Source organism: Kribbella sp. NPDC056951, from assembly GCF_042674205.1.
GTDB classification, from domain to species: Bacteria; Actinomycetota; Actinomycetes; order Propionibacteriales; family Kribbellaceae; genus Kribbella; species Kribbella yunnanensis.
Window position 1 is genome coordinate 117,569 of sequence record NZ_JBHUQZ010000010.1, and the last position, 23,586, is coordinate 141,154.

A 23,586-nucleotide genomic window follows, 5' to 3' on the forward strand; every position below is an offset into this window, starting at 1 on the left:
CTGGCTTACTCTGAAAGAACGCCCACGCCAGTGAAGTCGAGGGGCCAGCGGGCTACCGCCCCGCGCCTCAGCAGCAGCACCCGCACCCCAGGGAGTGAACGTGCCGAAACTCGTCTACGACTTCGCCGAAGGCAACAAGACCATGAAGGAGCTGCTCGGCGGCAAGGGTGCGAACCTCGCCGAGATGACGAACCTCGGCCTGCCGGTACCGCCCGGATTCATCATCAGCACCGAGGCGTGCAAGGCGTATCTGAGCACCGGTTCGGTGCCGGCGGAGCTGGCCGACGAGATCGACCACCACGTCGACGTACTGCAGCAGAAGATGGGCAAGAAGCTCGGGCAGGCCGATGACCCGTTGCTGGTCTCGGTTCGTTCCGGTGCCGCGGTCTCGATGCCGGGCATGATGGAGACGGTCCTGAACGTCGGCCTGAACGACGACTCGGTCAACGGTCTCGCGCACCAGTCGGGGAACCCCCGGTTCGCGTGGGACGCATACCGCCGGCTGATCCAGATGTTCGGCAAGACCGTGCTCGGCATGGAAGGCGATGTCTTCGAGGACGCAATCGAGGCGGCCAAGCAGGCCAAGGGCACCCGCAACGACCTGGACCTGGACGCGGACGACCTCAAGGCGCTCGTCGAGACCTTCAAGCAGGCCGTGCACGACCACACCGGTCGCGAGTTCCCGCAGGACCCGCGGGCCCAGATGGACCTCGCGATCGAGGCCGTCTTCGGCTCGTGGAACTCGGACCGCGCGATCCTCTACCGCCGCCAGGAGCGGATCGCCACCGACCTCGGTACGGCGGTCAACATCTGCTCGATGGTGTTCGGCAACCTCGGCATGGATTCGGGAACCGGGGTCTGCTTCACCCGCGACCCTTCGACCGGCCAGCCCGGCGTGTACGGCGACTACCTGCAGAACGCGCAGGGCGAGGACGTGGTCGCGGGTATCCGCAACACGGTCCCGCTCGCGGATCTCGAGCAGATCGACAAGACGTCGTACGACGAGCTGATGGCGATCATGGAGAAGCTCGAGGGGCACTACCGCGATCTGTGCGACATCGAGTTCACGGTCGAGCGCGGGAAGCTGTGGATGCTGCAGACCCGCGTCGGCAAGCGGACCGCGGCGGCTGCGTTCCGGATCGCGACCAGCCTGATCGACGAGGGTGTGATCGACACCGACGAGGCGCTGAAGCGGGTGAAGGGTGCACAACTCGCGCAGCTGATGTTCCCGCGGTTCGATGCGGACGCGGAGAAGGAGCTGATCACCAAGGCGATCGGCGCTTCGCCGGGTGCCGCCTCGGGCAAGGTGGTCTTCACCTCGGCGGCCGCGGTTGAGGCAGCGGACAAGGGCGAGAAGGTGATCCTGGTCCGCCGGGAGACGAACCCGGACGACCTGCATGGCATGATCGCGGCGCAGGGCATCCTGACCAGCCGCGGCGGGAAGACCTCGCACGCGGCCGTGGTCGCGCGCGGCATGGGCAAGACCTGTGTCTGCGGTGCCGAAGAGCTCGACGTGAATGTTGCCCAGGGCACCATCAAGGTCAACGGCACGGTCCTCGAAGCCGGTGCGACGATCTCGATCGACGGCACCACCGGTGAGGTCTTCGCCGGTGAGGTCCCGGTGGTCGCGTCGCCGGTCGTCCAGTACTTCGAAGGTTCGCTGGCCGCGGATGCCGGTGACGAACTGGTGGCCTCGGTGCACCGGCTGATCACCCACGCCGATGAGGTACGACGTCTCGGCGTACGGACGAACGCGGATACCGCGGACGACGCCGCGCGGGCCCGGCGGTTCGGTGCCGAGGGCATCGGTCTGTGCCGGACCGAGCACATGTTCCTGGGTGAGCGGCGGGAGGCGGTCGAGCGACTGATCCTGGCCGACGAGGACGCCGAGCGAGAAGCCGCCCTGGCCGAGCTTGAGCCGCTGCAGCGTGGTGACTTCCTCGAGTTGCTTGGCGCGATGGACGGGCAGCCGGTGACGATCCGGTTGATCGACCCGCCGCTGCACGAGTTCCTGCCGTCGATGGAGGATCTCGCGGTCAAGGTCGCCCTCGCGAACGAGCGCGGCGAGGACGCCGGCCGCGACGCGAAACTGCTCGCCGCGGTCGAGCGGCTGCACGAACAGAACCCGATGCTCGGACTCCGCGGCGTACGGCTCGGGCTGGTGATCCCCGGTCTGTTCGCGATGCAGGTGCGGGCGATCGCGAGCGCCGCGGTCGAGCTGAAGAGCCAGGGCAAGGACCCGCGGCCGGAGATCATGATCCCGCTCGTCGGTGCGGTGCAGGAGTTGCACCTGGCGCGCGACGAGGTGAGCCGCGTGCTCGCCGAGGTCGGTGTCGAGTGGAGCATCCCGATCGGCACGATGATCGAGCTCCCGCGCGCCGCGGTCATCGCGGACCAGATCGCGGAAGCGGCCGACTTCTTCTCGTTCGGGACGAATGACCTGACCCAGACCACGTGGGGCTTCAGCCGGGACGACGTCGAGGGCTCGTTCTTCACGCGGTACCTGGAGAAGGGGATCTTCGCGGTCTCGCCGTTCGAGTCGATCGATGTGGAAGGTGTCGGCGCACTCGTCCGCACCGGCGTCGACCGCGGCCGCGCCACCAAGCCGGACCTCAAGCTCGGCGTCTGCGGTGAGCACGGCGGCGACCCGGACAGCGTCCACTTCTTCCACCAGGTCGGCCTGGACTACGTGTCGTGCTCGCCGTTCCGCGTCCCGATCGCCCGCCTCGAAGCCGGTCGCGCGGCGCTCTAATTCGGCGGACGCTCCCGCTCACCCCGTACTACGGTGCGTGGGTGAGCCGGGAGCAGCTACGCCAGACCTTCACCGAAGACGCCGAACTCTACGACCGAGTCCGTCCGAACTATCCAAGCGGCCTGTACGACGACCTGGCCGACCTGCTCGGAGTCGGGGAGGCGAGCGCCGTGAGCCGGCCGATCCGGGTCCTCGAGATCGGGCCGGGGACGGGCCAGGCCACCCGGCCGATGGTTCAACGCGGTTGGTCGATCACCGCGGTTGAGTTGGGTGCGGAGCTTGCTGCAGTCGCGCGCCGGAATGTGCCGGCTTCCGACATCATCGTGGCGGACTTCGACACCTGGGAGCTGCCGGCGCCGACGTTTGATCTCGTGTTGTCGGCGACTGCGTTCCATTGGCTTGATCCGGCGACTCGGGTACGGCGGTGTGCGCAGGTGCTGCGGCCGGGCGGCGTACTGGCTGTCGTTTCGACGCATCACATCGCCGGCGGGAGTGAGCAGTTCTTCGTCGACGTGCAGCGGTGCTACGACCGGTTCACCGACGATCCGGAGAAGGGCGGGCTGCCGGCGGCGAGCGCCGTACCGGAGGACTCGAGTGAGTTCGGCGCGTCCGGTTTGTTCGGGCCGGTGCGGTTCCGGCGGTACGAGTGGGAAGTGGTCTACTCGGCCGCCGAGTACCTCGAACTTTTGTCGTCGTACTCGGGTCATCGGGCCTTGACAGCGGACCGGCGTGACGGTCTGTACGACTGTGTCCGCGCTCTCATTGAAGCGGACGGCGGTACCGTCACGAAGCGTTACCTGACTCAACTTTCTGCTGCAGTTTCTCTTAACCAACCCCTTGCGTTGGACGCCGCCGACCAGTCAAGATAACCGGGCGGGAAGGGAATTCACCGTCGACTTTCGGGTCTGACTCGAACCAGCCGCTGTGGCGGCTCGTGATTCCCTCTCCCGCACCAAAACTTGTTGTACACAAGGCCGTATCCCCCCTCGTTGTAGGGTTCGGGGTATGGCCTTTTTCGTGGTGCAGCTGCAGTTCGACCTCGCCGAGACCGATGAGCGGCTGGCGGTCCGTCCGGCCCATCGGGAGTACCTGACCGAGCTCAAACAAGCCGGCAAGCTGGTAGCCGCCGGACCCTTCACCGACCAGACCGGCGCACTCCTGGTGTACAACGTCGCCGACGAGGCAGAGCTCCGCGACATCCTCGCCAAGGACCCCTACACCCCGGCCGAGGTCTACCAGCTCGCGCTGCTCACCGAGTGGCAGCCGCTGTTCGAGTTCTGAGGGTTCTAGACCTCAGCGCCTTCGAGGTTGAGGTGGTCGACATAGGCCCAGAGCCAGACCAGCGGGGCGAGGACGAGCTCGGGGTCGCCGTCCTCGTCGCCGATGAAGATCATCGAGCCCTCGCCGTTCTGGATGTCCTGGACGACGGCTTCGCAGACCGCGATCGCGGCTTCGAAGATCAGCACCGGTGGCCCGTTCTCCCAGCGCGGCTGGGGGAGCGGTAGCACCGGTGCCTCGTCGGTACCGTCGAGCTCGACCGAGACCTGCTGCAGCTCCTCGTACAGGTCGAAGGTGATCAAACCGGCCAGCGGGCGACCGTCGTACCCGATCAGGTACGGGTCCTCGACGCCGCTGCGGAAGTTGTCGCGCAGGTCCGACAGCGCGGCCTGCAGATCGGTCGCCTCCAGGTACGGCGCTTCGTCCGGCTCGTTGTCGTCGACGTCGACCTGCCCGCTGCGCATCTCGTCGAACTGGTGCAGCAGCTCGTTCAGCTCGACATAGGCGTCGCTGCCCGGTGACTTCTGCGCCATCGTTTCGAGGTCGCGCAGGTGGTCGATCAGGTCGTCCTCGAAGTGCAGCTCGTACGCCGGCAGCCCGGGCTCGCGACCGGCGTTGATCTGCGCGACGAGCTGCGTCGAGATCGGCCCGAGCCGCTCGGCCAGAACCTCGAGCGGAGTGGTCGGCCTGCCGTCGTCGTCATCGTCATGCGCGCAGGAGTCGTCCTCGACGGTGTTGCCGCCGTCCATCGCGAGCAGCACCTGGAACGCCGGGAACGCGAGCAGCGCCGCGGTCGCCATCATCCCGTCGCCGATCAGCATCAGCGGGTTCCCGCCGGCCTCGGTACGACGTAAGTGGTCCGGCATCAGGATTGCCGCCTGCTCGACGTTCACCTGGCTGGCCAGTGAGGACAGCCCGTGGTCGGCGTCGACCCCGAGCAGCTCGATCAGCCGCTCCGAACTCATGTCGAAGTTCGAGCGCAGGAAGTAGCGCAGCCAGCCGGCGTCGACCGGGTTGCCGAGCAGCTCGGCGACCCGGGACCGGAAGTCGGCCAGATCGGCGATCGCGAGCACGACCAGCACCGGCTGGTCGCCGTCACCGATCACCAGCGGCCGGGTGTCGCCGTCCTGGAAGCCGTCGATGACCTGGTGCAGACTGTCGGCCGCTGCCTCCAGCGGCCAGGCCTCCGCCTCGAACTCGTTCACCACCGCGGAGGTGTCGTCCTGCATGTGTTGGTCCTCTCCGGATGGCGGCGGGAGTTGGGTAAGTGTAGGCGGCGCGGAGCCCACGAAGGGCCAGGGGGCGGTGACCGGCGGCGAAGTGACGTTCGCTACGCTGCCAACGGCGGGTCGGTGCAGAGGTATCTCACATGTGAGATAAGGTCCGGCGCATGACCGATGACTACCTGAGCCGGATCGGCAATCTCATCCGGGACGCCCGTAAGCACCGCGGCTGGACCCAGTCGCAGCTCGCGGAAGTACTGAACACCAGCCAGAGCGCGGTGAACAGGATCGAAAAGGGTCATCAGAACCTCACCCTCGAGATGCTCGCCCGGATCGGCGAGGCCCTCGACTCCGAAATTGTCTCTCTCGGTGGCGGTCCGGTCCACCTTCGTGTCGTCGGTGGTCTGAGATTGTCCGGATCCATCGATGTGAAGTCGTCGAAGAACGCCGGCGTCGCGCTGCTCTGCGCGAGTCTGCTGAACAAGGGCCGGACCACCCTGCGCAAGGTGGCGCGGATCGAAGAGGTCAACCGCCTGCTCGAGGTGCTCAACTCGATCGGCGTGAAGACCACCTGGCTGAACGACGCCGGCGATCTGGAGATCGTCCCGCCTGCGCACCTGGATCTCGGGGCCATGGACGCCGCCGCGGCCCGCCGTACCCGCTCGATCATTATGTTCCTCGGCCCGATACTGCACCGCGAAGACACCTTCCAGCTCCCGTACGCCGGTGGTTGCGACCTCGGCACGCGGACCGTCGAACCGCATATGACGGCGTTGCGCCCGTTCGGCCTGGAGGTGAAGGCGACCGCCGGTGAGTACCACGCGATCGTGAACCGGGCGGTCACGCCGACCAAGCCGATCGTGCTGACCGAGCGCGGCGACACCGTCACCGAGAACGCGCTGATGGCGGCGGCCCGGGTCGACGGGATCACCGTCATCCGCAACGCCAGCTCGAACTACATGGTCCAGGACCTCTGCTTCTACCTCGAACTGCTCGGGGTGAAGGTCGACGGTGTCGGGTCCACCACGCTGACCGTGCACGGCAAGGCGGAGATCGACGTGGACGTCGACTACGCGCCGTCCGAGGATCCGATCGAGGCGATGAGCCTGCTCACCGCGGCGATCGTCACCGGCTCCGAGATCACCATCCGCCGCGCGCCGGTCGAGTTCCTCGAGATCGAGCTCGCGCTGCTCGAGGAGATGGGCCTGGACTACAGCCGGAGCGATGAGTACCTGGCCGAGAACGGCCGGACCCGGCTGGTCGACCTGACCACTCGCCCGTCGCAGCTGCACGCGCCGATCGACAAGATCCACCCGATGCCGTTCCCGGGCCTCAACATCGACAACCTGCCGTTCTTCGCAGTGATCGCGGCGTCGGCGACCGGTCAGACCCTGATCCACGACTGGGTCTACGAGAACCGCGCGATCTACCTGACCGACCTGAACAAGCTCGGCGGCCGGGTCAAGCTGCTCGACCCGCACCGCGTCATGGTCGAAGGCCCGACGCACTGGTCCGGTGCCGAGATCATGTGCCCGCCGGCGCTGCGCCCTGCTGTGGTCACGCTGATCGCGATGATGGCCGCGAAGGGTACGTCGGTCCTGCGCAGTGTCTACGTGATCAACCGCGGCTACGAGGACCTCGCGACCCGGCTCAACTCGCTGGGCGCGCAGATCGAGACGTTCCGCGACATCTGAGCTGTCGGTAGCTCCCGCTGGCGCCGGATCGGTGATGTCAACAGCACTGCTCCGGCCAGCGGGACTCCGGCCGTGGTGATCCACAGGGCGGTCTCGAGGCCGAGCCACGAGCCCAGGCTGCCGCCGAGGAGTGCGCCGAGCGGGATCGTTCCGTAGTTGACGAACGACGTGGTCGCGGTCAGGCGGCCGAGCAGGTCGGGCGGGCAGTACGACTGCAGGAACGTCGACTTCACCACGTTCCCGCCGACCACGCCCGCGCCGACTCCGAAGGCGCCGATCACGTAGAGCGCCGGGGTGAGGTGGGCTAGCGGGATCAGTAGGGCGAGGGTCGGTAGGCAGAGTTCGCAGAGCAGGAGTGCTCGTGCGGTTCCGAAGCGCTTGGCCAGTCGGCGGCCGATGAATGCGCCCACGACACCGCCGCTCGCCCCGGCTGCGACCAGTACGCCGACTGTGCCCGGAGTCAGGCCGACAGTGCGGACCAGGAAGACCACGATGATGGCTTGGTAGCCCATCAGGGCCAGGTTCGAGGTGGCGCCGAAGATCGTGAGGGTTCGCAACCAGACGTCGTGCGCGACGAGGACGATCCCCTCGCGAATCGCGCCGGCTCTGCGAGAGGCCGTCGTACGGCGCTCGCGGAATCGGATCGCGGTCACGCAGCAGGCGGCGACCGCGAAGGTCGCTGCGTCGACGAACAGCGCGTTGGTCGCGCCGGCGTACTGGACGATCAGACCGCCGCAGCCCATCCCGGCGATCTGTGCTGCCGAGGCGCTCCCGTGCAGTTTGGCGTTGCCCTCCGCGTGATCTGCGGGGTCGAGCATTGTCGGTAGATAGGCCGTGTACGCCGTCTGAAAGACAACCGCAGCCGCGCCAGTCAGGAGCGCAACCGCGAGCAGCAGCTGAATCGTCAGCACCCCGGCAAACGCCGCCACCGGGACCGCAGTCAACAAGATGAGCGAGATGAGTGACGCGCCGACCATCAACGGCCGCCGATGCCGCCGATCGATCCACGCCCCGACCGGCAATCCGATCACCAGCCAAGGCGCCCAAGCCGCCGCCGTCAGCACCCCGACCTCGAACGTACTCGCATCCAGGCGCGCGATCGCCACCAACGGCAACGCCACACTCGACACCGCACTCCCAAACCGACTAACCGTCTCCCCAGTCCACAACCACCGAAAGTCCCGATCCCGCCCCAACAAACTCCCCCTCCCGCTAACGTCCGACGATCCGGAGACCGGCCCTGCGGGTTCTTCGGACGTTGTGGGGGAGTGCTCGCTAGCGTCCGATGATCCGGAGAACGGGCCTGCGGGTTGTTCGGACGTTGTGGGGCGGGTCATGGGTGTTCCGGGCGGTGGGGGAAGGACTGGAGTTGGACGATGACGCGTTCGGCGGTGGGGTCGTTGGAGTCGAGGGCGGTGTAGCGGTCGATGACGGCGGTCAGGTCGTTGTTGAGGGATTGGAGTTGGGTGGGGGTTAGGCGGAGGTTTCGCCAGTCGGAGAGGGAGGCGGCGGACTGCCATTCGCCGGGCCAGTTCTCGTCGACGTACTTGCGGACGCGGCTGAAGTAGCGCTCTACGAGGTGACTCAGGTAGACGCGGAGGGGGCCGCTGGTTTCGGGGTCGTCGCGGAACTCGGCGGGGTCGAGCACGGTCGCGCCTTGCGGGATCCGCCACCAGCGCTCGCGTTTGTTGCCGCGCTCAGTGTCCTCCTCGAGGTAGCCGTGTTCGGCGAGCAGACGCAGGTGCCAGCTGATCGTGCCGGTGTTCTCGCCGAGCCGGGTCGCGAGCGTGGTCGAGGTGGCTGGGCCGTCGACCTCGATCGCCTCGAGGATGTTCATCCGCAGCGGGTGGGCGAGTCCGCGCAGGCTCCGGGCGTCGATGCGTCGCATGATTGCAGAGTAACGTCTGCAGAGGAGTCTCTGCAATCGTCATAAACTGTCGGTGACGACTTCTAGCGTTCGGGTATGCGGCCTCATGTGGTGGCTCAGGTGGCGGTCTCGCTGGACGGGCGGACCGCCGGGTTCGACGCGGACCTGGCGCGGTACTACGCGATGGCCACGTTGTGGCAGGAGGACGTGACGCTCGTCGGCGCGGACACGATCCTCGCCCAGGAGAGCATGCTGCGAGCGGCGCATCGCGCCGATTCAGATGCGAGGAGTGCGGGACCGCTGCTTGCGGTGGTGGATGGTCGGGGGCGCGTCCGGGAGTGGGATGCGTTGCGGGCGCTTGGGCATTGGTCTGACGTGCTTGCGTTGTACGCCGACCAGACGCCGGCCCGGCCGCCGGATGCGACGACTCGGGAGCTCGTTGCGGGGTATGAGCAGGTGGATCTGGAGGAGGTGCTGGATCGGCTGGGGGAGCGCGGTGCGCGGGTGGTTCGGGTCGAGTCGGGCGGCGAGCTGATCGCCGTACTGCTCGAGTTGGGGCTGGTGGATGAGTTGGCGCTACTCGTCCATCCGGTGATCGTCGGGGCGGGACAACCATGGTGCGGGACGACCGGCGTACGGCTGGAGCATGCGGGGACGGAGGTGTTCGCCGGCGGGGTGGTCTGGTCGCGCTACTGCGTCTCCTGAGCCCGTCGGGAACAAAAGGTTTGCGTGCGCCGTTAAACTGGGTACAGTGTACGAAGTTTAACCAGAGGGGAGCGGTTTTGTCAGAGGCGAGTGTGCGGGAGTGGTTCGAGCGGTACGACGCGCTGGTGGCGGCGGAGGACTTCGAGGGGATGGCGGACCTGGCGCTGTTCCCGCTGAACGAGGTCACCGATGACGGCAAGGGCAACGGGAGCGCGATCCAGATCGACCGGGCGGCGTACATCGCGCAGATGCAGCAGGTGGTCGGCGCGGGTGAGGTCAGGTTCGACACGACCAGGACGCCGCACTTCCTGTCCGACGACCTGGTCTTCGTGATCACCGACGGCACGATGACGTACGTCGAGAGCGGGCAAACGGTCCCGTCGCGGTACGGCGACCTGCTGGTGAAGGTCGACGGCGACTGGAAGTTCCAGACGATGGCGCAAGGCGGTTGGGGCTAAAACTGTCGGTGCTCACTACTACTGTGAGCGGTGATGAGGAAGCAGCACGAGTGGTATGACGAGCACGACGCCGAGCGGTGGGTCGCGGAGCCGGTGAAGCGACCGGGCCGGACGGCGTTCGCGCGCGACCGTGCCCGGGTGTTGCACAGTGCCGCGCTGCGGCGGCTGGCGGCCAAGACTCAGGTCGCCACCGCCGGCAGTGACGACTTCGTCCGCAACCGGCTGACCCACAGCCTCGAGGTTGCGCAGATCGGGCGTGAGTTGGCCTCCACGCTCGGCTGCGATCCCGACATCGTGGATGCGGCCTGTCTGTCGCACGACCTCGGGCATCCGCCGTTCGGGCACAACGGTGAGCGCGCGCTCGATCAGCTCGCCGCCGAGATCGGTGGTTTCGAGGGGAATGCGCAGACGCTGCGGTTGCTGACCCGGCTGGAGTCGAAGACGTTCGACCCGGCCGGGCGCAGTGTCGGGCTCAACCTCAGCCGCGCGACTCTCGACGCCGCGACCAAGTATCCGTGGCCCCGCCGCGCGGGGGTGCGCAAGTTCGGCGTGTACGACGATGATCTCGCCGTCTTCGGGTGGTTGCGGCAGGGCGTCGGTGAGCGGCAGTGTCTCGAGGCGCAGGTGATGGACTTCGCCGACGACGTCGCATATTCGGTGCACGACGTCGAGGACGGGATCGTCGCGCACCACATCGACCTGGCCGCGGTCGATGCGGACAGAGCGCCGTACTGGGAGACCGTCCGGCAGATGTATTTGCCGGAGGCAACCGATGCGGAGCTGGATGAGGGCTGGCGGCGACTGACCGGGCTGAACTATTGGCCCAGTGGGGTTTTCGACGACAGCAGACGCGCGCTCGGTGGGCTGAAGGACCTGACGAGTCAGCTGATCGGCCGGTTCGTGACGTCGGCCGAGCAGGCGACCCATGCGGTGTTCGGGCGCTCGCGGCTGATTCGGTACGAGGCGGATCTCGTCGTACCGGATGGGGTTCGGGTCGAGATCGGGCTGCTCAAGGGAGTCGGCATGTTCCACGTGCTGAACTCGCCGGAGCGGCAGGCCCGGCGTGCCATCCAGCGCGAGATGCTGACTGAGCTCGCCGATGCGTTGTGGAAGACCGGACCCACTCACCTCGATGCCCCGCTGCGCGCCGACTGGCACGAGGCCGCGGACGACAAGGCGCGTCTGCGCGTCATCATCGACCAGGTCGCGTCCCTGACGGACCCGTCCGCCGTCGCCTGGCATGCGGACCTGGTGCGACCGGCCTGACAACGGCGGGGAGCCTGGCGCGACACCCTGGTGACACAGGGCTAAGGTCGGTGACATGACTGCTGCAGAGCCCATCGTCATCGTTGGTGCGAGCCTCGCGGGAGCGACCGCGGCCAAGACCCTGCGAGAGGAGGGCTGGTCCGGCGGCATTGTGCTGATCGGCAGCGAGACCGAGCTGCCGTACGAGCGACCTCCGCTGTCCAAGGACGTCCTGCTCGCCAAGAAGGGCACCGAGTCCGCGCAGTTGCACGACCAGCAGTGGTACGACGACAACACCGTCGAGCTCCGGCTCGGGACGACGGTGACCGCGATCGATAGCCGCGCGCACACGGTCACCCTGGACGACGGTTCGACGCAGTCCTACGGGAAGCTGCTGATCGCAACCGGGAGCAGGGTACGAAAGCTCGACGTACCGGGTGGGGATCTCGACGGGATCCACTACCTGCGGACGGCGGCGCAGTCGCAGGCGTTGACGGATGCGTACGCCGCGACCCCGCGCGTGGTCGTCGTCGGGGCGGGCTGGATCGGTCTGGAGGCCGCGTCGGCTGCGAAGGAACGTGGCTGCGAGGTGACCGTGGTCGAGCCGCAGTCGACCGCGCTGGCCTCGGTGATGGGCGAGAAGGTCGGTGAGCTGTACGCCGAGTTCCACCGCGAGCACGGTGTCGAGCTCCGCTTCGGTACGACGGTCGAGGGTTTCGAGGGCACCGACAAGGTGACCGGCGTACGGATCTCCGGCGGCAGGGTGCTTCCGGCCGACCTGGTGGTGGTCGGTGTCGGCGTGCAGCCGAATACCGAGCTGGCCGCGGAGGCCGGAATCGAGGTCGCCACCCGCGAAGCCGGCTCGGGCATTGTTACCGGCCCTGACCTGCGGACTTCGGCCGAGGACGTCTACGCCGCGGGTGACGTCGCGCGCTGGGATCACCCGTTCTTCGGCCGTCCGGTCCGCGTCGAGCACTGGCAGAACGCGAAGGACAGTGGCGCCGCTGCGGCGAAGGCGATGCTCGGTGAGGACGTGACGCACGACGCGATCCCGTACTTCTTCACCGACCAGTTCGACCTCGGCATGGAGTACGTCGGCGACGTCCCGCACGGCACGTCGTACCACGTCGTCCTGCGCGGCGACCCGAAGTCGGGTGCCTACATGGCCTTCTGGCTCGACGACGACGAGCACGTGCTGGCCGGTATGCACGTGAACCTGTGGGATGACGGTATCGGCGGCGTCCGCGACCTGATCAAGTCCGGCCAGCAGGTCGACCCGACTCGCCTCGCCGACCCCTCGATCGCACTGTCCGAGGTCTAAGCCAGGTACTCCACTGCGTAACCGCGGTCGGCGCGTGTCACCCGGGCGACACCGGGTGAGTCCAGATGCGCGCCGGCCACGAAGCGGTCGGGTTCACTGAGCTGTTCGAGGAGGGCGGCGCGCGTCGTACGTGCCTCAGACTGGTCGCCGTCGAACTCCCACGCGATGTGCGGCTGGTCGAACTGCAGTGACGGGACGTGCACGGTGTCGCCCCAGACCAGGAGCTGTCCGGCGCTGCTGCGGACGTCGTAGATGGTGTGACCGGGCGTGTGGCCCGGAGCCGGAACGGCCGTGACCCAGTCGTTGATGGCGACCATGTCTTCGATCGGTACGGCGCGGTCGCGGATCGGCTCGAGTCGGCCGGTGAACACCGCGGTGTCGCCGGCTCCGATCCACACGGTTTGCAGCTGGGGGAACGCCTCTGAACCATCCGGCGCGATCAGTCCGTGGACGTGATCCCCGTGGCGATGGGTGATGGCGACATCGGTGATGTCGCCGCGCTCGATACCGGCCTCGGCCAGGGCGTCGTACAGCAAACCCATCGTGGGGCCCAAGGCGTCGGATGCGCCGGTGTCGATGAGCACCGACTGCGTGCCATCGGTGATGTAGAAGGCGTTGACCGGCAGTCGCAAGTTGCCCTCGGCAAGCGGAACGGTGTCGGGGACTACTGCGAGCGGGTTCCCACTCTCGTCCCGCAGCCGCGTCGGCGGCATGTCGATATAGCCGTCGTACAGGGAGACCACTTGCAGGTCGCCGAATGCGAAGCGCGCGTGATATTGACCGCCTGAGACGAAGCGCATGGTCAGCTTCCTAGCGGGTAGGCGACGTACGCGAAGCTCGTGCTGTCCGGCGACCAGCTCGGCACATTCATCGTGCCCTGGCCGCCGAAGAGCGTGGTGAGTTCGCGGATGCCGTCGGGCGTGAGCAGCCGGAGCCGAACGTCCTCGATGTCGGCCGGATGTCCTTCGGTGCCGGGCGGGAAGCTGACGTAGGCGATCGACGATCCGTCCGGAGCCGGGTGCGGGAACCAGTTGACTCGCTCGTCAAACGTGAGCTGCTCCACCTCGTCCCCAATTCGAAAGAGCTGCGCATGCCCGGCCCGCTCGGAGTTGAAGTAGATCCACTTCCCGTCCGGTCCGTACTCCGACCCGTCATCGGCATGCTCGTCGTTGGTGACCTGTACGTCGGCCCCACCGGCCGCCGGGATCGTCCACACATTGGTGATCCGCCGACCGTCGACCGACTCGAGCCCGATGTACGCCAGCGTGGTCCCGTCCGGCGAAATCCCGTGCAGGTAGTGGTGGAATCCAGCACCACGATCATTGCTCACCCGACGACCAACCCCGCCGGCCAGCGGAACGGCGTACAGATGTCCATCGTCCGCGGAGACGTAGACGGTCGTGCCGTCCGGACTCACCACGTGATCGTTGTTGATGTCCGGCACACCACCAAGCTCGATCTCGACCAGGCCGTTGTCGACCCGGAAGAGCTTGCCGTCGCCGTTGACGATCAGCTCGCCGTCCGGCGTCCAGTTAGGCGCTTCGAAGAGGATCTCGTCCGAGGTGAACACCAGTTGGTGCTCACCCGAGCGGACGTCGATGGTGTAGAGCTCGGAACGTTGGCCAGGGCGCAGGGTTCGGGGCACGCAGCCAAGCTAGCTCACGCAGCCGGGACCTTGGAGGGCTAGTTCGCTCTGCAGGATGTCGAGGTAGGCGCAGCCGTCGCGTTGGTTGGGTTCGATGACGCCGCCCTCGTGCCACTCGTTCCAGGCGTACAGGTAGAGGTAGTTGTCGACCGTGGACGGGCGGGTGGAGGCCGCCATATCGGCAGTGGTGTTGCGGAGCGCTTCGCGGAAGCCGTTGAGGGACTGGTCGGGCATCCAGCGGATCTTGCTCACGTCGGTGTTCTCGATCGGGTAGCGCGGGCGTTCGTCGAAGTCCGAGAGGACGCAGCGGCCGTACGGGCCGGTGGGTGCCTGGTTGTAGAACTTGCGCTGGTCGCGCAGGTAGGTGGCGTACGAGCGGGCCTCGATGCTCGGACCGTCCGTCGTGCAGTACGGCGAGTTGGCGCCGGCGTTGGTGACCTGTCGCGGGTCGAAGCCAGCCTGGTTGATCATCACGTAGAGGTCCTGACCGGACTTCGCGCGGACCGCGTCGATGAACTGCTTGACCTGCGCGTTGCTGCCGTCGCCGAGACCGCGGGCGTCGCAGATGTTGAGGATCTTGCGTCCGTCGTTCGTGCGCAGCGTGTTGTCCTGTTGCAGGTACTGCGCCAGGTTCGTGGCGACGGCGTCGTACTGGGCGACTGGGATGTTGAGCGGTGCGTACGGGTGGGCGCAGACGCCGACGGTGAAGTCGATGCTGTCCTTGTTGCGCGCCTGGAGGAATGCGTCGAGGGCTTTGTCGGTGAGGTCCTGGCGCTGCTTCTTGCTGTCCCAGTAGTAGTAGAAGTTGAAGAAACTCAGGCCGGCGGAGGTCGCCTGGGTGATGTGCTTCTCCACGGTCGCGGGCTGGGAGTCGTCGTAGTAGCCGATCGAGGGCTTGAGGTTCGACCAGTCTTCGCCCGGCCAGTTGTCGGTCGCGTAATGGGTGCCGTCGTGGAAGTCGCGGACGCCGCCCCACCAGTCGTTGTCGCGGCCGTAGATCGCCTTGGTTCGCGCGATGATCGTCGGGTGACCGCCGGTGTGGAACATGCCGAAGTAGACCGCGCCGGCCCGGATCCAGGTCTGGTGGACGTAGCCGACCGGGCCGTCGAGTTTGTAGCCCGCGTTGAGTAGCTCGGTGGTGCGTGGTTCGAGGGCGAGTCGCCACTCGGAGCCGTTGGTGAAACGGCGGAGCTGGACGAGGCCCGCGCCCGGCTGGGTGCCGACGTACCCGGCGGTGCCTTCGCTGACCCAGCCTTGAGCGACCAGGGCGTCGCGCTCCTGGGTGGATGCGGTGAAGAGCCATTTCGAGGCGCTCGCCGACGGCTTGAGGCGGAACAACGGGGTCGAGCCGGCGAACGCCGTACGGTCGATGAAGCCCGTCGTACCGGGCTGGCGGCGGTAGCCCGCGGCGGTCGCGGCGTCGAGCTCGCGGGGGTCGGCGGTGTAGAGCCGGCCGACGCCGCCGGGGGAGACCAGCTCCACGAAGGGCACGGGGGAGGGCACGGACTGGGCCGCCGCGGCTGCGGGTTTCTGATCCGCGGCCACTGGGCCGGCGGTGAGCAGGGTGACGACGGCAGCGACGCTCAGTACGAGCAGTCCGATGATTCTTCGCACGAGTTATCCCCAGATTCTCGTCCCGCGGGCAGGAGTCCTTGCCGGAGATCGTAGACTCGCGGGGTGGCAGGCAGGATCAAGGACGAGGACATCGCGCTGGTGCGCGAGCGGGCCCGGATCGACGACGTCGTCGGCTCGTACGTGACCTTGAAGAACGCCGGGGGCGGTTCGCTCAAGGGGCTGTGCCCGTTCCACGACGAGAAGTCGCCGTCGTTCAACGTCACCCCGGCGCGCGGATTCTTCTACTGCTTCGGCTGCCAAGAGGGCGGCGACGTGATCGACTTCATCCAGAAGATCGATCAGATCACCTTCCACGAGGCCGTCGAGACGCTGGCCGCGAAGGTCGGCATCCAGCTTCGGTACGACGAGTCCGGCGCCCCGATCCAGCGCGGTCCGGCGAACCAGCGGCCGCGCCTGGTCGAGGTACACAAGGTCGCGGCCGAGTACTACGTCGAGCAGCTCTTCGGCGCTCCGGAGGCCGCGCTGGGCCGGCAGTTCCTCGACAAGCGCGGCTTCGACCGGGACGCAGCGGTGCACTTCGGGGTCGGCTTCTCGCCGCGCGGTGGCGAAGCGCTGACCAACCACTTGCGCCAGCGCGGCTTCACGAACGCCGAGCTGGTCGCGTCCGGTGTTTCCGCCGAGGGACAGCGCGGTCTGTACGACCGGTTCCGCGGCCGCCTGATGTGGCCGATCCGCGACGCGTCCTCGGACGTCATCGGCTTCGGCGCGCGGCGGCTCTTCGACGACGACAAGATCGAAGCGAAGTACCTGAACACCCCCGAGACCCCGATCTACAAGAAGTCCAAGGTCCTGTACGGCGTGGATCTCGCCCGCCGCGAGATCGCGAAGGGCCACCAGGCGGTCGTCGTCGAGGGGTACACCGACGTGATGGCGTGTCACCTGGCCGGCGTCCAGACCGCGGTCGCGACCTGTGGGACGTCGTTCGGTGAGGACCATGCCCGAGTGCTGCGGCAGCTGCTGCTCGACCACGACCAGTTCCGCGGCGAGGTGATCTTCACCTTCGACGGTGACGAGGCCGGTCAACGGGCAGCGCTCAAGGCCTTCGCGGGCGACCAGGCTTTCGCCGCGCAGACCTATGTCGCGGTCGAGCCGGATGGGCTGGACCCGTGTGATGTGCGGCTGCAGAAGGGCGACGCGGCGGTCCGTGAGCTGATCGGCCGCCGGGTCCCGCTGTACCGGTTCGTCCTCGGGAACGTGCTGTCGAAGTACGACCTGGACCGGGCCGACACCCGGATCGACGCGCTGCGCGATGCGGCCAAGCTCGTGATCAGCATCCGGGACCGCTCGAAGGTGGACGCGTTCACCCGCGAGCTGGCCGGGCTGCTCGGCATGGAGGTCGACCAGGTCCGGTCCGAGGTGCATCGAGCCGCGTCGCGCCCGGCCGCGGCGCCGCAGACTCCGCAAGGGCGGACGCCGGTCACGACCACCGCCGAGGCTCCGGCACCGCCGCCCCGCAACGACCTGCCGTCGCCGCGTGACCAGCGGTTCGTGATCGAGTGGGACGTGCTGAAGGTCGCGATGCAGCACCCGAATCTCGTCGGCGTCGCGTTCGACGAGCTGGACGACCACGACTTCACGCATCCATGGCTGGCCGCGGTCCGCGCCGGGATGGAGAAGATCGGTGGACCCTCGACGGCGGCACCCGGTGAGGCGTGGGTGGTCGCCGTACGGGATGCCATCGGCAACGATCCGGCCGCTGCCGTGGTCGGTGCGTTGGCGGTCGACCCGCTTCGGCTAGGACGGGATCCGGACGAGCAGTATGCGCTGGCCCTGGTGGCGCGGGTGCAGGAGCTGACGTGTGCGCGCCGGATCATGGATCTGAAGTCGAAGCTGCAGCGGACGAACCCGATCGACAAGGCCGATGACTACAACCGGATGTTCGGTGAGTTGATCGCCCTCGAGGCCTACCGCGCCGACCTGCGCAAGAAGGCGATCACCGGCGCGATCTGAGGTGTGACACCAGTCGGTCGGCCTGCTCGGCGTACTGGCTGGGGAAGTCCGGGCTGTCCGGATCGAGGCCGATGGCCCGCGCGATCTGCGGGAACACGACTGGCGCGGCGGAGATGCCGAACAGCGCGAGGGCGGCGTACGCCGGGTCCAGGTCGTCGGCGAGTTCGCCCTCGGACTGGCGTCGGCGGAAGTCGGCGAGCATGCCCTGGAAGCGCTGGTACTGCGCCTCTTCGTCGCCGGTGGCGGAGTCCCGATCGATCCCCTCGCGGACCAGGAGTTTGAGCAGATCCGGCTGCTCGAGAGCGACCCGTGCATAGGCGCCGACCAGCTCGCCGAGCGTCCCGGGGTCGTCGGTGACAGCCGGCTCGCTGGCCCGCCAACGGTCGGCGACGGCCTTGTAGAGGCCCTCTTTGCCACCGAAGTAGTACGAGATCAGCTGCTTGTTCACGCCGGCCCGGTCGGCGATCGCGCCCACTCGCGCGCCGCTGAAACCGTGCGCGCCGAACTCGATCACGGCCGCGTCCAGCAGCTGCTGCCGGCTCCGCTCGGCGTCGCGCTGCCGCTCGTCAGGTCCCGGGGATCTCCGCACGCCGATCACTCTAGCGGATCTTCCATCCATCGTGCTAACTTAATCAACCATCTGGATGACTAAGTTCACTGATGGGGTGATTGAGATGAAGGTTGCGATCGCCGGAGCCGGGATCGGCGGGCTCGCGCTCGCCCAGGGGCTGCTGAAGGCGGGCGTCGAGGTGCGCGTGTACGAGCGGGATCCGTCGCCGGCGTTTCGTCGGCAGGGGTACCGGATCCACATCGGTCCGGTGGGGGAGCAGGCTCTCGCAGCGGTCCTGCCGGAGGCGGTTCGGCGCCGGGTGATCGAGACTGCGACGCACCCGGGCGACCTGGTGGCCGGCTTCGATCCGCAGCTGAACCGGTTGTCCGAGCAGACCTTCCCGATCGGCGGGCCGGATTCGATCACCTCGGTCGACCGCTATGCGTTCCGGCGGGCGATGATGACCGGGCTGGACGAGGTCATTGCCTTCGGCAAGGAATTCTCGTCGTACGGCGTCGTCGGTGACGGCGTCGAGATTCGGTTCGCCGACGGTACGACGGAAGTGGCCGACGTACTGGTGGGTGCGGACGGGGTCGGGTCGCGGGTGCGGGCGCAGTTGCTGCCTTCGTTCGTGGTGCATGACAGTGGGATCCGTTGTATCTACGGGAAGGTCCCTCTGGCGGATGCCGTGCGGGCGGTCGCGCCCGAGGCGTTTCTGCGTGGGTTTTGCTTCGTGAACGAGGGGGTCGGCGCGGGGCTGGCCTTTGCGCCGGTGCTGTTCCGGACGCCGCCGGCTGAGTACGGCGACTATCTGATGGCGGTGATGACCGGCACTGCGGAGCAGCTGGGTCATCGTGATGACGAGTTGTTCGCCATGTCGCCGTCGGAGCTGTGGGGCCTTGTGGGCAAGCATGTTGCGGACTGGCATCCGGCGATCCGCGCGCTGGTGGATGCCGCGGATGCCTCGGCTGCATTCCCGATCGCGTTGCGAACCTGTACGTCGGTCCTGCCGTGGCCCGACGGGCCTGTCGTGCTGCTGGGGGACGCCGTGCATCCGATGCTGCCGTCAGCCGGGGCCGGCGCGAATACCGCGCTGTGGGACGCGGCGCGGCTGACCTCCGCGCTGACGGGTGCGACGACCCTGGCGTCGTACCGGGAGGAGGTGCTGGCGCACGGGATGGCCGCGGTGACGGAGTCGCTGGAGAACGGGAAGCGTATGTTCGACCTGCGGATTGAGTAGTTCAGCGCATGCCGCCGGGCTGGCGAGTGGCGAGGATCTTGGCATGACCAACAAGCCCATCCAGCCGTCGCAGACCAACGCGTACTACGTCCAGGCCGTGATCTCCTTCGGTCTGTCCCTCACCGCGATGACCATCGCCGTCATCTACCTCCCCGCCCCGGGCTGGGTCCGCGCCTTCCTCGGTCTCGGCCTGCTTTACCTCGTCACGTCGACGGTCACGCTGTCCAAGGTCGTCCGCGACCGGCAGGAGCTGTCCGTCGTCACCACCCGCGTCGACCAGGCGCGGCTCGACAAGCTCCTCGCCGAACACGACCCGTTCCGCGTCGACTGAACATATTCCTTGACAAGAATATTCTCCTTGGAGAATATTTCGGGTCATGGAGCAGATCGCGGCAGTACTGGGGGACGGAGCGCGGTGGCGGCTGGTCGAGTTGCTGGCCGAGCGACCGCGTTCCGTCGGTGAACTCGTCGAGCTCACCGGGCTGCGGCAGCCGCAGACGACCAAACACCTGCAGGCGCTCGGCCGCGTGGGGCTGGTGACGGTCTTCCCGCTGGGTCAGCGCCGCGTGTACGCGCTGGAGTCCGAGCCGTTGACGGCGTTCGCGGAGCGACTGCAGCAGTTGGCCGCGACCGCCGGGGCGCATGCGGGGGAGCGTGACGTGCTTGCGCGCTACCGGGATGCCATCTCGCAGGAGACGGCTCTGGCTGCCCGCGATCACTGGGCCGATGGGCGCACGTTCTCGTTCGAGCGCGTGCTGCCGGCTTCGGCCGAGGTCGTCTGGCGGCATTGGGTCGAGCCCGACTTGCTCGCCACATGGTGGGCACCGCCGTCGATGACAGTCACCGAGGGCCTGCTCGAACCACGAGCCGGCGGGCGGGCGGTCCTCGAGTACCGCGATTCCGACGGCCGGTACCGATCCGAAGGTACGGTCCACGAGGCGACGCCGTACTCGCGTTTGGTGTTTGACCTCGCAGTGTTGGGAGCCTCGTTCAATGCGCGGTACGACGTTGTGCTGACTGCGACCGCGGGCGGAACCCAACTGCGCGTCGGCATGCGGCTCGACGACACCACCGTGGCGGCTGCTCCGTCCATCGCCGGCATCGAGACCGGCTGGAACCAGGTACTCGACAACCTCGCCCGTGTCATCCAAGGAGCTCAGTCATGACCAACCGTTTGGTTACCGCCAATCTCGCCCTCAGCCTCGACGGCCACTACCACGGAGCCGGCGGCCCGCAGGACTTCGCGCCCTTCATTCCCTTTGTCACAACGGATGTAGCCCGCGACCAGATGTCCCGCATCTGGGAATCCGCCACCACCGCCCTCCTCGGCCGCAACAGCGCCGAAGGCTTCCTCGGCTACTGGTCCACAGTCGCCAACGACGAAAACGCCGACCCCCGCGACCGCGGCTACGCCCAATGGCTAGTAGGCGTAGAAAAAGTAGTCCTCTCCACCACCCTCACCGAGGCCCCCTGGGACAACACCCGCATCCTCAACACCCCCGCCGCCGCGGCAGTCGCCGACCTCAAGTCAACCGGCTCCGGCGACATCCTCGTCAACAGCGCCCCCACCGTCATCAAGTCCCTACTCACCGAAGACCTCATCGACCGCCTCTACCTGACCGTCATCCCCGTCATCACCGGCGGCGGCACCCGCCTCTTCGAAACCGGAATCCCCGCGACAACCTGGGCGCTCACGCACCAGCAGGCCGGCCCGACCGGCGAACAAGCCCTCACGTACGACCGAATCCGCTGAGTAGTTGAGTACCGCTCACTTCTACCAGCAGGTAAGAAAACATATTGTGACCTGTTGACTACCTCAGGTGAGGGATTTAGCGTCATTGGCGGCAGCTGCTGCGACTCTATCCGCCCCCTCCCATGGAGGTCGCCATGCGCTTCCGTACTGCCGTCCTGTCCGCCCTCATGGTGGTGTCGTCCGTCGGCCTGGCCGCCGCGCCGGCATCCGCCCGCCCCGACGCCACCGGCTCCGGAACCATCGTGTTCCAGGGCACGTCCTGCGCCTTCACCTTCACCTACGCAGGCGGCCCGCCACCGGCCGCCGTACAGATCCAGTCGATTGACATCGACAACAGTTGCTCGGCCGACGGCACAGCGTCCGGCACGCTCACCTTCGGTCCCGGCAATGCGGCAAGCCTCACGCTGAACGTCTCCGTCACGAAGCCGATCAGCTGCGGTTACTCCGGCACCCTGACCGGCACGTACTCCGGTAACGCGGGCACGTTCCCAGAGCAAAGCGTCCCGAAGAAGAGTGGCAGCTTCCTCTGCCCGAACCCCGCAAAGATCGCGATCACGGCAACCCTCTGATCGCAGTCCGGGGAACACCGTGACCGGCACGGTGTTCCCCGGATCTGTGGAGTTAGGAAGCGGCCCGGGCGCCCGCCAGTTCGTACAGCAAGTTGTTGACGGGTGTCGGCGTACCGGTCTCGCGGCCGAGGCGCACGATCGTGCCGGTCCAGGCGTCGAGCTCCGACGGGCGGCCCGCGGCGATGTCGCGTTGGAGCGAGGTCGTTCCTTCCGCGGGAAGCTGGTCGATGAAGGCCACCTCTGCCGCGACATCGGCTTCGGTGAGCTGAATTCCCCGAGCCCGCGCGACCTGCTGAACCTCGGTCATGGCGTCCTCGAGCAACTTCCGCATGGCCGGGCGTGCACGCAGTACGCCGTACGGGGCGCCCGTGACCGTGCCGATCGCGCCGACCGATGCCAGCGCGAGGAACTTCTTCCACAACGCGGCCCAGACATCCGGCGAGACCACGGCCGTCAGCCCTGCGTCCTGCAATGCGGTCTGCAAGGTCTCGGTGCGTTCGCTCGGCCGGCTGTCCCACTCGGCGAAGGTGAGTTTCCCGCCGCCGATCTGGCGGATCCGGCCCGGGCCGTCGAGGAATGCGATGACCTCCACCGCACCTGGCAGCACCACGTCTTGGCCGAACACGTCGGCCACTTGCTGCGGAGCATCGACGCCGTTCTGGGTCGTGATCACCGCCGTTCGGCTCCCGACCAGTGGCTTCAGGGCCGCGATCGCCGGCTCGAGCTGCCAGGTTTTGACAGCCAGCAGAACGAAATCGACCTCGCCGATCTCGGTGGTGTCGTCGGTGGCCACCGGGTTCGCAATCGTGAAGTCCCCGGCGACGCTCGTCACGGCCAGGCCGTCCCGCCGCAACGCCGCGAGGTGGTCCCCACGCGCGACGAAGCTGACGTCATGCCCGGCCGCGGCGAGCCGGCCACCGAAATACCCTCCGACGCCACCGGCGCCGATCACTGCAATCTTCAGTCCCATGCCCGGCACGTTACCTGCTTAACCGGTAACACGACTACACTGCTCACATGACGGATGCAGCTTTCCCCTGGCACGGCGGCCGGCCGTCGGTGAACTTCACGGCCACCCTCGGCAAACGCGGCGGCCAGGCGTTCGATCGCCTCCGGACACCTGCCGATCTGGCCCGTTGGTTCCACGAAGCCGGCCTGGCCGATCACCCACTCAAGGCCTCCGCCCGAAACCTCGACGACGCGCGCCTACTCCGCGAAGCCCTGTACGCCGCCTTCACCACCGCAGACGCCGACCTCGACGTGCTGAATCACTGGGCCGGCCGCGAAATCCCCGGCGGCCGCCTGGAACGCCGTACCGACGGACTCAAACTGCTCCCACCCCGGACCGACCTCGAAGGCATGCTCACCCTCGTCGCCCAAGACGGCACCGACCTGCTCAGCGGCCCCCTGGCCCCCCGGATCCGCGAATGCGGCCGCGACGACTGCTGGCTGCTCTTCGTCGACGAAAGCCGAGCCGCCAACCGCCGCTGGTGCTCCATGGAAACCTGCGGCGCCCGAACCAAAATGGCCCGCTACCGCGCCTAGTGGTGGGGCGGGTGGGGCTCGAACCCACGACCCAAGGATTATGAGTCCTCTGCTCTGACCAGCTGAGCTACCGCCCCGTGCCGGGTGATGGTATCTGGTGTTGGGGTGAAATGCGGTAAACCAGGGGTGGGTCAGGGGTTTGACGGAGTGGATGCT

At 67.4% G+C, this 23,586-nt stretch carries 23 protein-coding genes and 1 tRNA gene; 15 read left to right on the top strand and 9 right to left on the bottom strand.

Annotated features, from left to right (window positions below):
* The first annotated feature begins 100 nt into the window (after positions 1–100).
* The 3 genes from ppdK (at position 101) to ACFTSF_RS31560 (ending at position 4,033) form a co-directional block, all read left to right on the top strand.
* Positions 101–2,752, top strand: a complete 2,652-nt coding sequence (ppdK, locus tag ACFTSF_RS31550) for a pyruvate, phosphate dikinase (protein ID WP_380158028.1) — start codon at positions 101–103, stop codon at positions 2,750–2,752.
* Between the two features lie 41 nt (positions 2,753–2,793).
* Positions 2,794–3,621, top strand: coding sequence for a methyltransferase domain-containing protein (locus ACFTSF_RS31555; protein ID WP_380158030.1), 828 nt, complete (start codon positions 2,794–2,796; stop codon positions 3,619–3,621).
* A 136-nt stretch (positions 3,622–3,757) separates the two neighbouring features.
* Positions 3,758–4,033 (top strand): muconolactone Delta-isomerase family protein, encoded by a 276-nt coding sequence (locus ACFTSF_RS31560; RefSeq protein WP_344153905.1) that lies wholly within the window; start codon positions 3,758–3,760, stop codon positions 4,031–4,033.
* Positions 4,034–4,038: 5 nt separating this feature from the next.
* Here the strand turns inward: ACFTSF_RS31560 and ACFTSF_RS31565 are convergent, their stop codons facing one another.
* Complete coding sequence (locus ACFTSF_RS31565; RefSeq protein WP_380158032.1) at positions 4,039–5,259, bottom strand: hypothetical protein; 1,221 nt, start codon at positions 5,257–5,259, stop codon at positions 4,039–4,041.
* Positions 5,260–5,420: 161 nt separating this feature from the next.
* Between ACFTSF_RS31565 and ACFTSF_RS31570 the strand changes: the two genes are divergently transcribed.
* Positions 5,421–6,947, top strand: coding sequence for a helix-turn-helix domain-containing protein (locus tag ACFTSF_RS31570; RefSeq protein ID WP_380158034.1), 1,527 nt, complete (start codon positions 5,421–5,423; stop codon positions 6,945–6,947).
* On the opposite strand, the gene ACFTSF_RS31575 is transcribed toward ACFTSF_RS31570, so the two are convergent.
* A complete protein-coding gene (locus ACFTSF_RS31575) occupies positions 6,881–8,146 on the bottom strand; it encodes an MFS transporter (RefSeq protein ID WP_380158035.1) in 1,266 nt (421 codons plus the stop codon). The genes ACFTSF_RS31570 and ACFTSF_RS31575 overlap by 67 nt on opposite strands.
* Before the next feature lie 134 nt (positions 8,147–8,280).
* Positions 8,281–8,835: a helix-turn-helix domain-containing protein gene (locus ACFTSF_RS31580; protein WP_380158037.1), complete on the bottom strand. Its 555-nt coding sequence runs from the start codon at positions 8,833–8,835 to the stop codon at positions 8,281–8,283.
* A gap of 75 nt (positions 8,836–8,910) precedes the next feature.
* On the opposite strand from ACFTSF_RS31580, the gene ACFTSF_RS31585 reads away from it, so the two are divergent.
* The 4 genes from ACFTSF_RS31585 to ACFTSF_RS31600 all read left to right on the top strand — a co-directional run bounded on the left by ACFTSF_RS31585 (position 8,911) and on the right by ACFTSF_RS31600 (position 12,543).
* The gene (locus ACFTSF_RS31585) at positions 8,911–9,519 is read left to right on the top strand and encodes a RibD family protein (RefSeq protein ID WP_380158039.1); all 609 of its coding nucleotides are present in this window, start codon (positions 8,911–8,913) and stop codon (positions 9,517–9,519) included.
* Positions 9,520–9,596: 77 nt separating this feature from the next.
* Complete coding sequence (locus tag ACFTSF_RS31590) at positions 9,597–9,977, top strand: nuclear transport factor 2 family protein (RefSeq protein WP_380158040.1); 381 nt, start codon at positions 9,597–9,599, stop codon at positions 9,975–9,977.
* Between the two features lie 33 nt (positions 9,978–10,010).
* Positions 10,011–11,243, top strand: coding sequence for a deoxyguanosinetriphosphate triphosphohydrolase (locus ACFTSF_RS31595; protein ID WP_344153887.1), 1,233 nt, complete (start codon positions 10,011–10,013; stop codon positions 11,241–11,243).
* Between the two features lie 55 nt (positions 11,244–11,298).
* Positions 11,299–12,543 (top strand): NAD(P)/FAD-dependent oxidoreductase, encoded by a 1,245-nt coding sequence (locus ACFTSF_RS31600; protein WP_380158042.1) that lies wholly within the window; start codon positions 11,299–11,301, stop codon positions 12,541–12,543.
* Here ACFTSF_RS31600 and ACFTSF_RS31605 read toward each other — a convergent pair.
* The 3 genes from ACFTSF_RS31605 to ACFTSF_RS31615 are packed head-to-tail and all read right to left on the bottom strand — an operon-like array spanning position 12,540 to position 15,802.
* Entirely contained in the window at positions 12,540–13,343 is an 804-nt protein-coding gene (locus ACFTSF_RS31605) for an MBL fold metallo-hydrolase (RefSeq protein ID WP_380158044.1), read from the bottom strand. The two genes, ACFTSF_RS31600 and ACFTSF_RS31605, sit on opposite strands and share 4 nt — an antisense overlap.
* Before the next feature lie 2 nt (positions 13,344–13,345).
* Positions 13,346–14,188: a TolB family protein gene (locus ACFTSF_RS31610; protein ID WP_380158045.1), complete on the bottom strand. Its 843-nt coding sequence runs from the start codon at positions 14,186–14,188 to the stop codon at positions 13,346–13,348.
* 9 nt (positions 14,189–14,197) lie between these two features.
* On the bottom strand, positions 14,198–15,802 hold the full coding sequence (locus ACFTSF_RS31615) for a glycoside hydrolase family 99-like domain-containing protein (protein WP_380158047.1): 1,605 nt from the start codon (positions 15,800–15,802) through the stop codon (positions 14,198–14,200).
* 63 nt (positions 15,803–15,865) lie between these two features.
* Here ACFTSF_RS31615 and dnaG point away from each other — a divergent pair, with 63 nt between their 5' ends.
* The gene (gene dnaG / locus ACFTSF_RS31620; RefSeq protein WP_380158049.1) at positions 15,866–17,773 is read left to right on the top strand and encodes a DNA primase; all 1,908 of its coding nucleotides are present in this window, start codon (positions 15,866–15,868) and stop codon (positions 17,771–17,773) included.
* Here the strand turns inward: dnaG and ACFTSF_RS31625 are convergent.
* The gene (locus ACFTSF_RS31625; protein WP_380158051.1) at positions 17,757–18,362 is read right to left on the bottom strand and encodes a TetR/AcrR family transcriptional regulator; all 606 of its coding nucleotides are present in this window, start codon (positions 18,360–18,362) and stop codon (positions 17,757–17,759) included. The genes dnaG and ACFTSF_RS31625 overlap by 17 nt on opposite strands.
* An 85-nt stretch (positions 18,363–18,447) precedes the next feature.
* On the opposite strand from ACFTSF_RS31625, the gene ACFTSF_RS31630 reads away from it, so the two are divergent.
* The 5 genes from ACFTSF_RS31630 (at position 18,448) to ACFTSF_RS31650 (ending at position 21,885) form a co-directional block, all read left to right on the top strand.
* Complete coding sequence (locus ACFTSF_RS31630) at positions 18,448–19,563, top strand: FAD-dependent oxidoreductase (protein ID WP_380158053.1); 1,116 nt, start codon at positions 18,448–18,450, stop codon at positions 19,561–19,563.
* 43 nt (positions 19,564–19,606) lie between these two features.
* The gene (locus ACFTSF_RS31635) at positions 19,607–19,894 is read left to right on the top strand and encodes a YiaA/YiaB family inner membrane protein (protein WP_344153864.1); all 288 of its coding nucleotides are present in this window, start codon (positions 19,607–19,609) and stop codon (positions 19,892–19,894) included.
* Between the two features lie 46 nt (positions 19,895–19,940).
* The gene (locus ACFTSF_RS31640) at positions 19,941–20,729 is read left to right on the top strand and encodes an SRPBCC domain-containing protein (RefSeq protein ID WP_380158055.1); all 789 of its coding nucleotides are present in this window, start codon (positions 19,941–19,943) and stop codon (positions 20,727–20,729) included.
* Positions 20,726–21,316, top strand: coding sequence for a dihydrofolate reductase family protein (locus tag ACFTSF_RS31645; protein WP_380158057.1), 591 nt, complete (start codon positions 20,726–20,728; stop codon positions 21,314–21,316). The genes ACFTSF_RS31640 and ACFTSF_RS31645 overlap by 4 nt, the downstream gene beginning before the upstream one ends.
* Positions 21,317–21,450: 134 nt before the next feature.
* Positions 21,451–21,885 (top strand): hypothetical protein, encoded by a 435-nt coding sequence (locus ACFTSF_RS31650; RefSeq protein ID WP_344153853.1) that lies wholly within the window; start codon positions 21,451–21,453, stop codon positions 21,883–21,885.
* Between the two features lie 52 nt (positions 21,886–21,937).
* Here the strand turns inward: ACFTSF_RS31650 and ACFTSF_RS31655 are convergent, their stop codons facing one another.
* Positions 21,938–22,855, bottom strand: coding sequence for a 2-dehydropantoate 2-reductase (locus ACFTSF_RS31655; RefSeq protein ID WP_380158059.1), 918 nt, complete (start codon positions 22,853–22,855; stop codon positions 21,938–21,940).
* Positions 22,856–22,902: 47 nt separating this feature from the next.
* On the opposite strand from ACFTSF_RS31655, the gene ACFTSF_RS31660 reads away from it, so the two are divergent.
* Positions 22,903–23,430, top strand: coding sequence for a CGNR zinc finger domain-containing protein (locus ACFTSF_RS31660; RefSeq protein ID WP_380158061.1), 528 nt, complete (start codon positions 22,903–22,905; stop codon positions 23,428–23,430).
* On the opposite strand, the gene ACFTSF_RS31665 is transcribed toward ACFTSF_RS31660, so the two are convergent.
* A tRNA-Ile gene (locus tag ACFTSF_RS31665) sits at positions 23,431–23,507 on the bottom strand.
* Positions 23,508–23,586 lie beyond the last annotated feature (79 nt).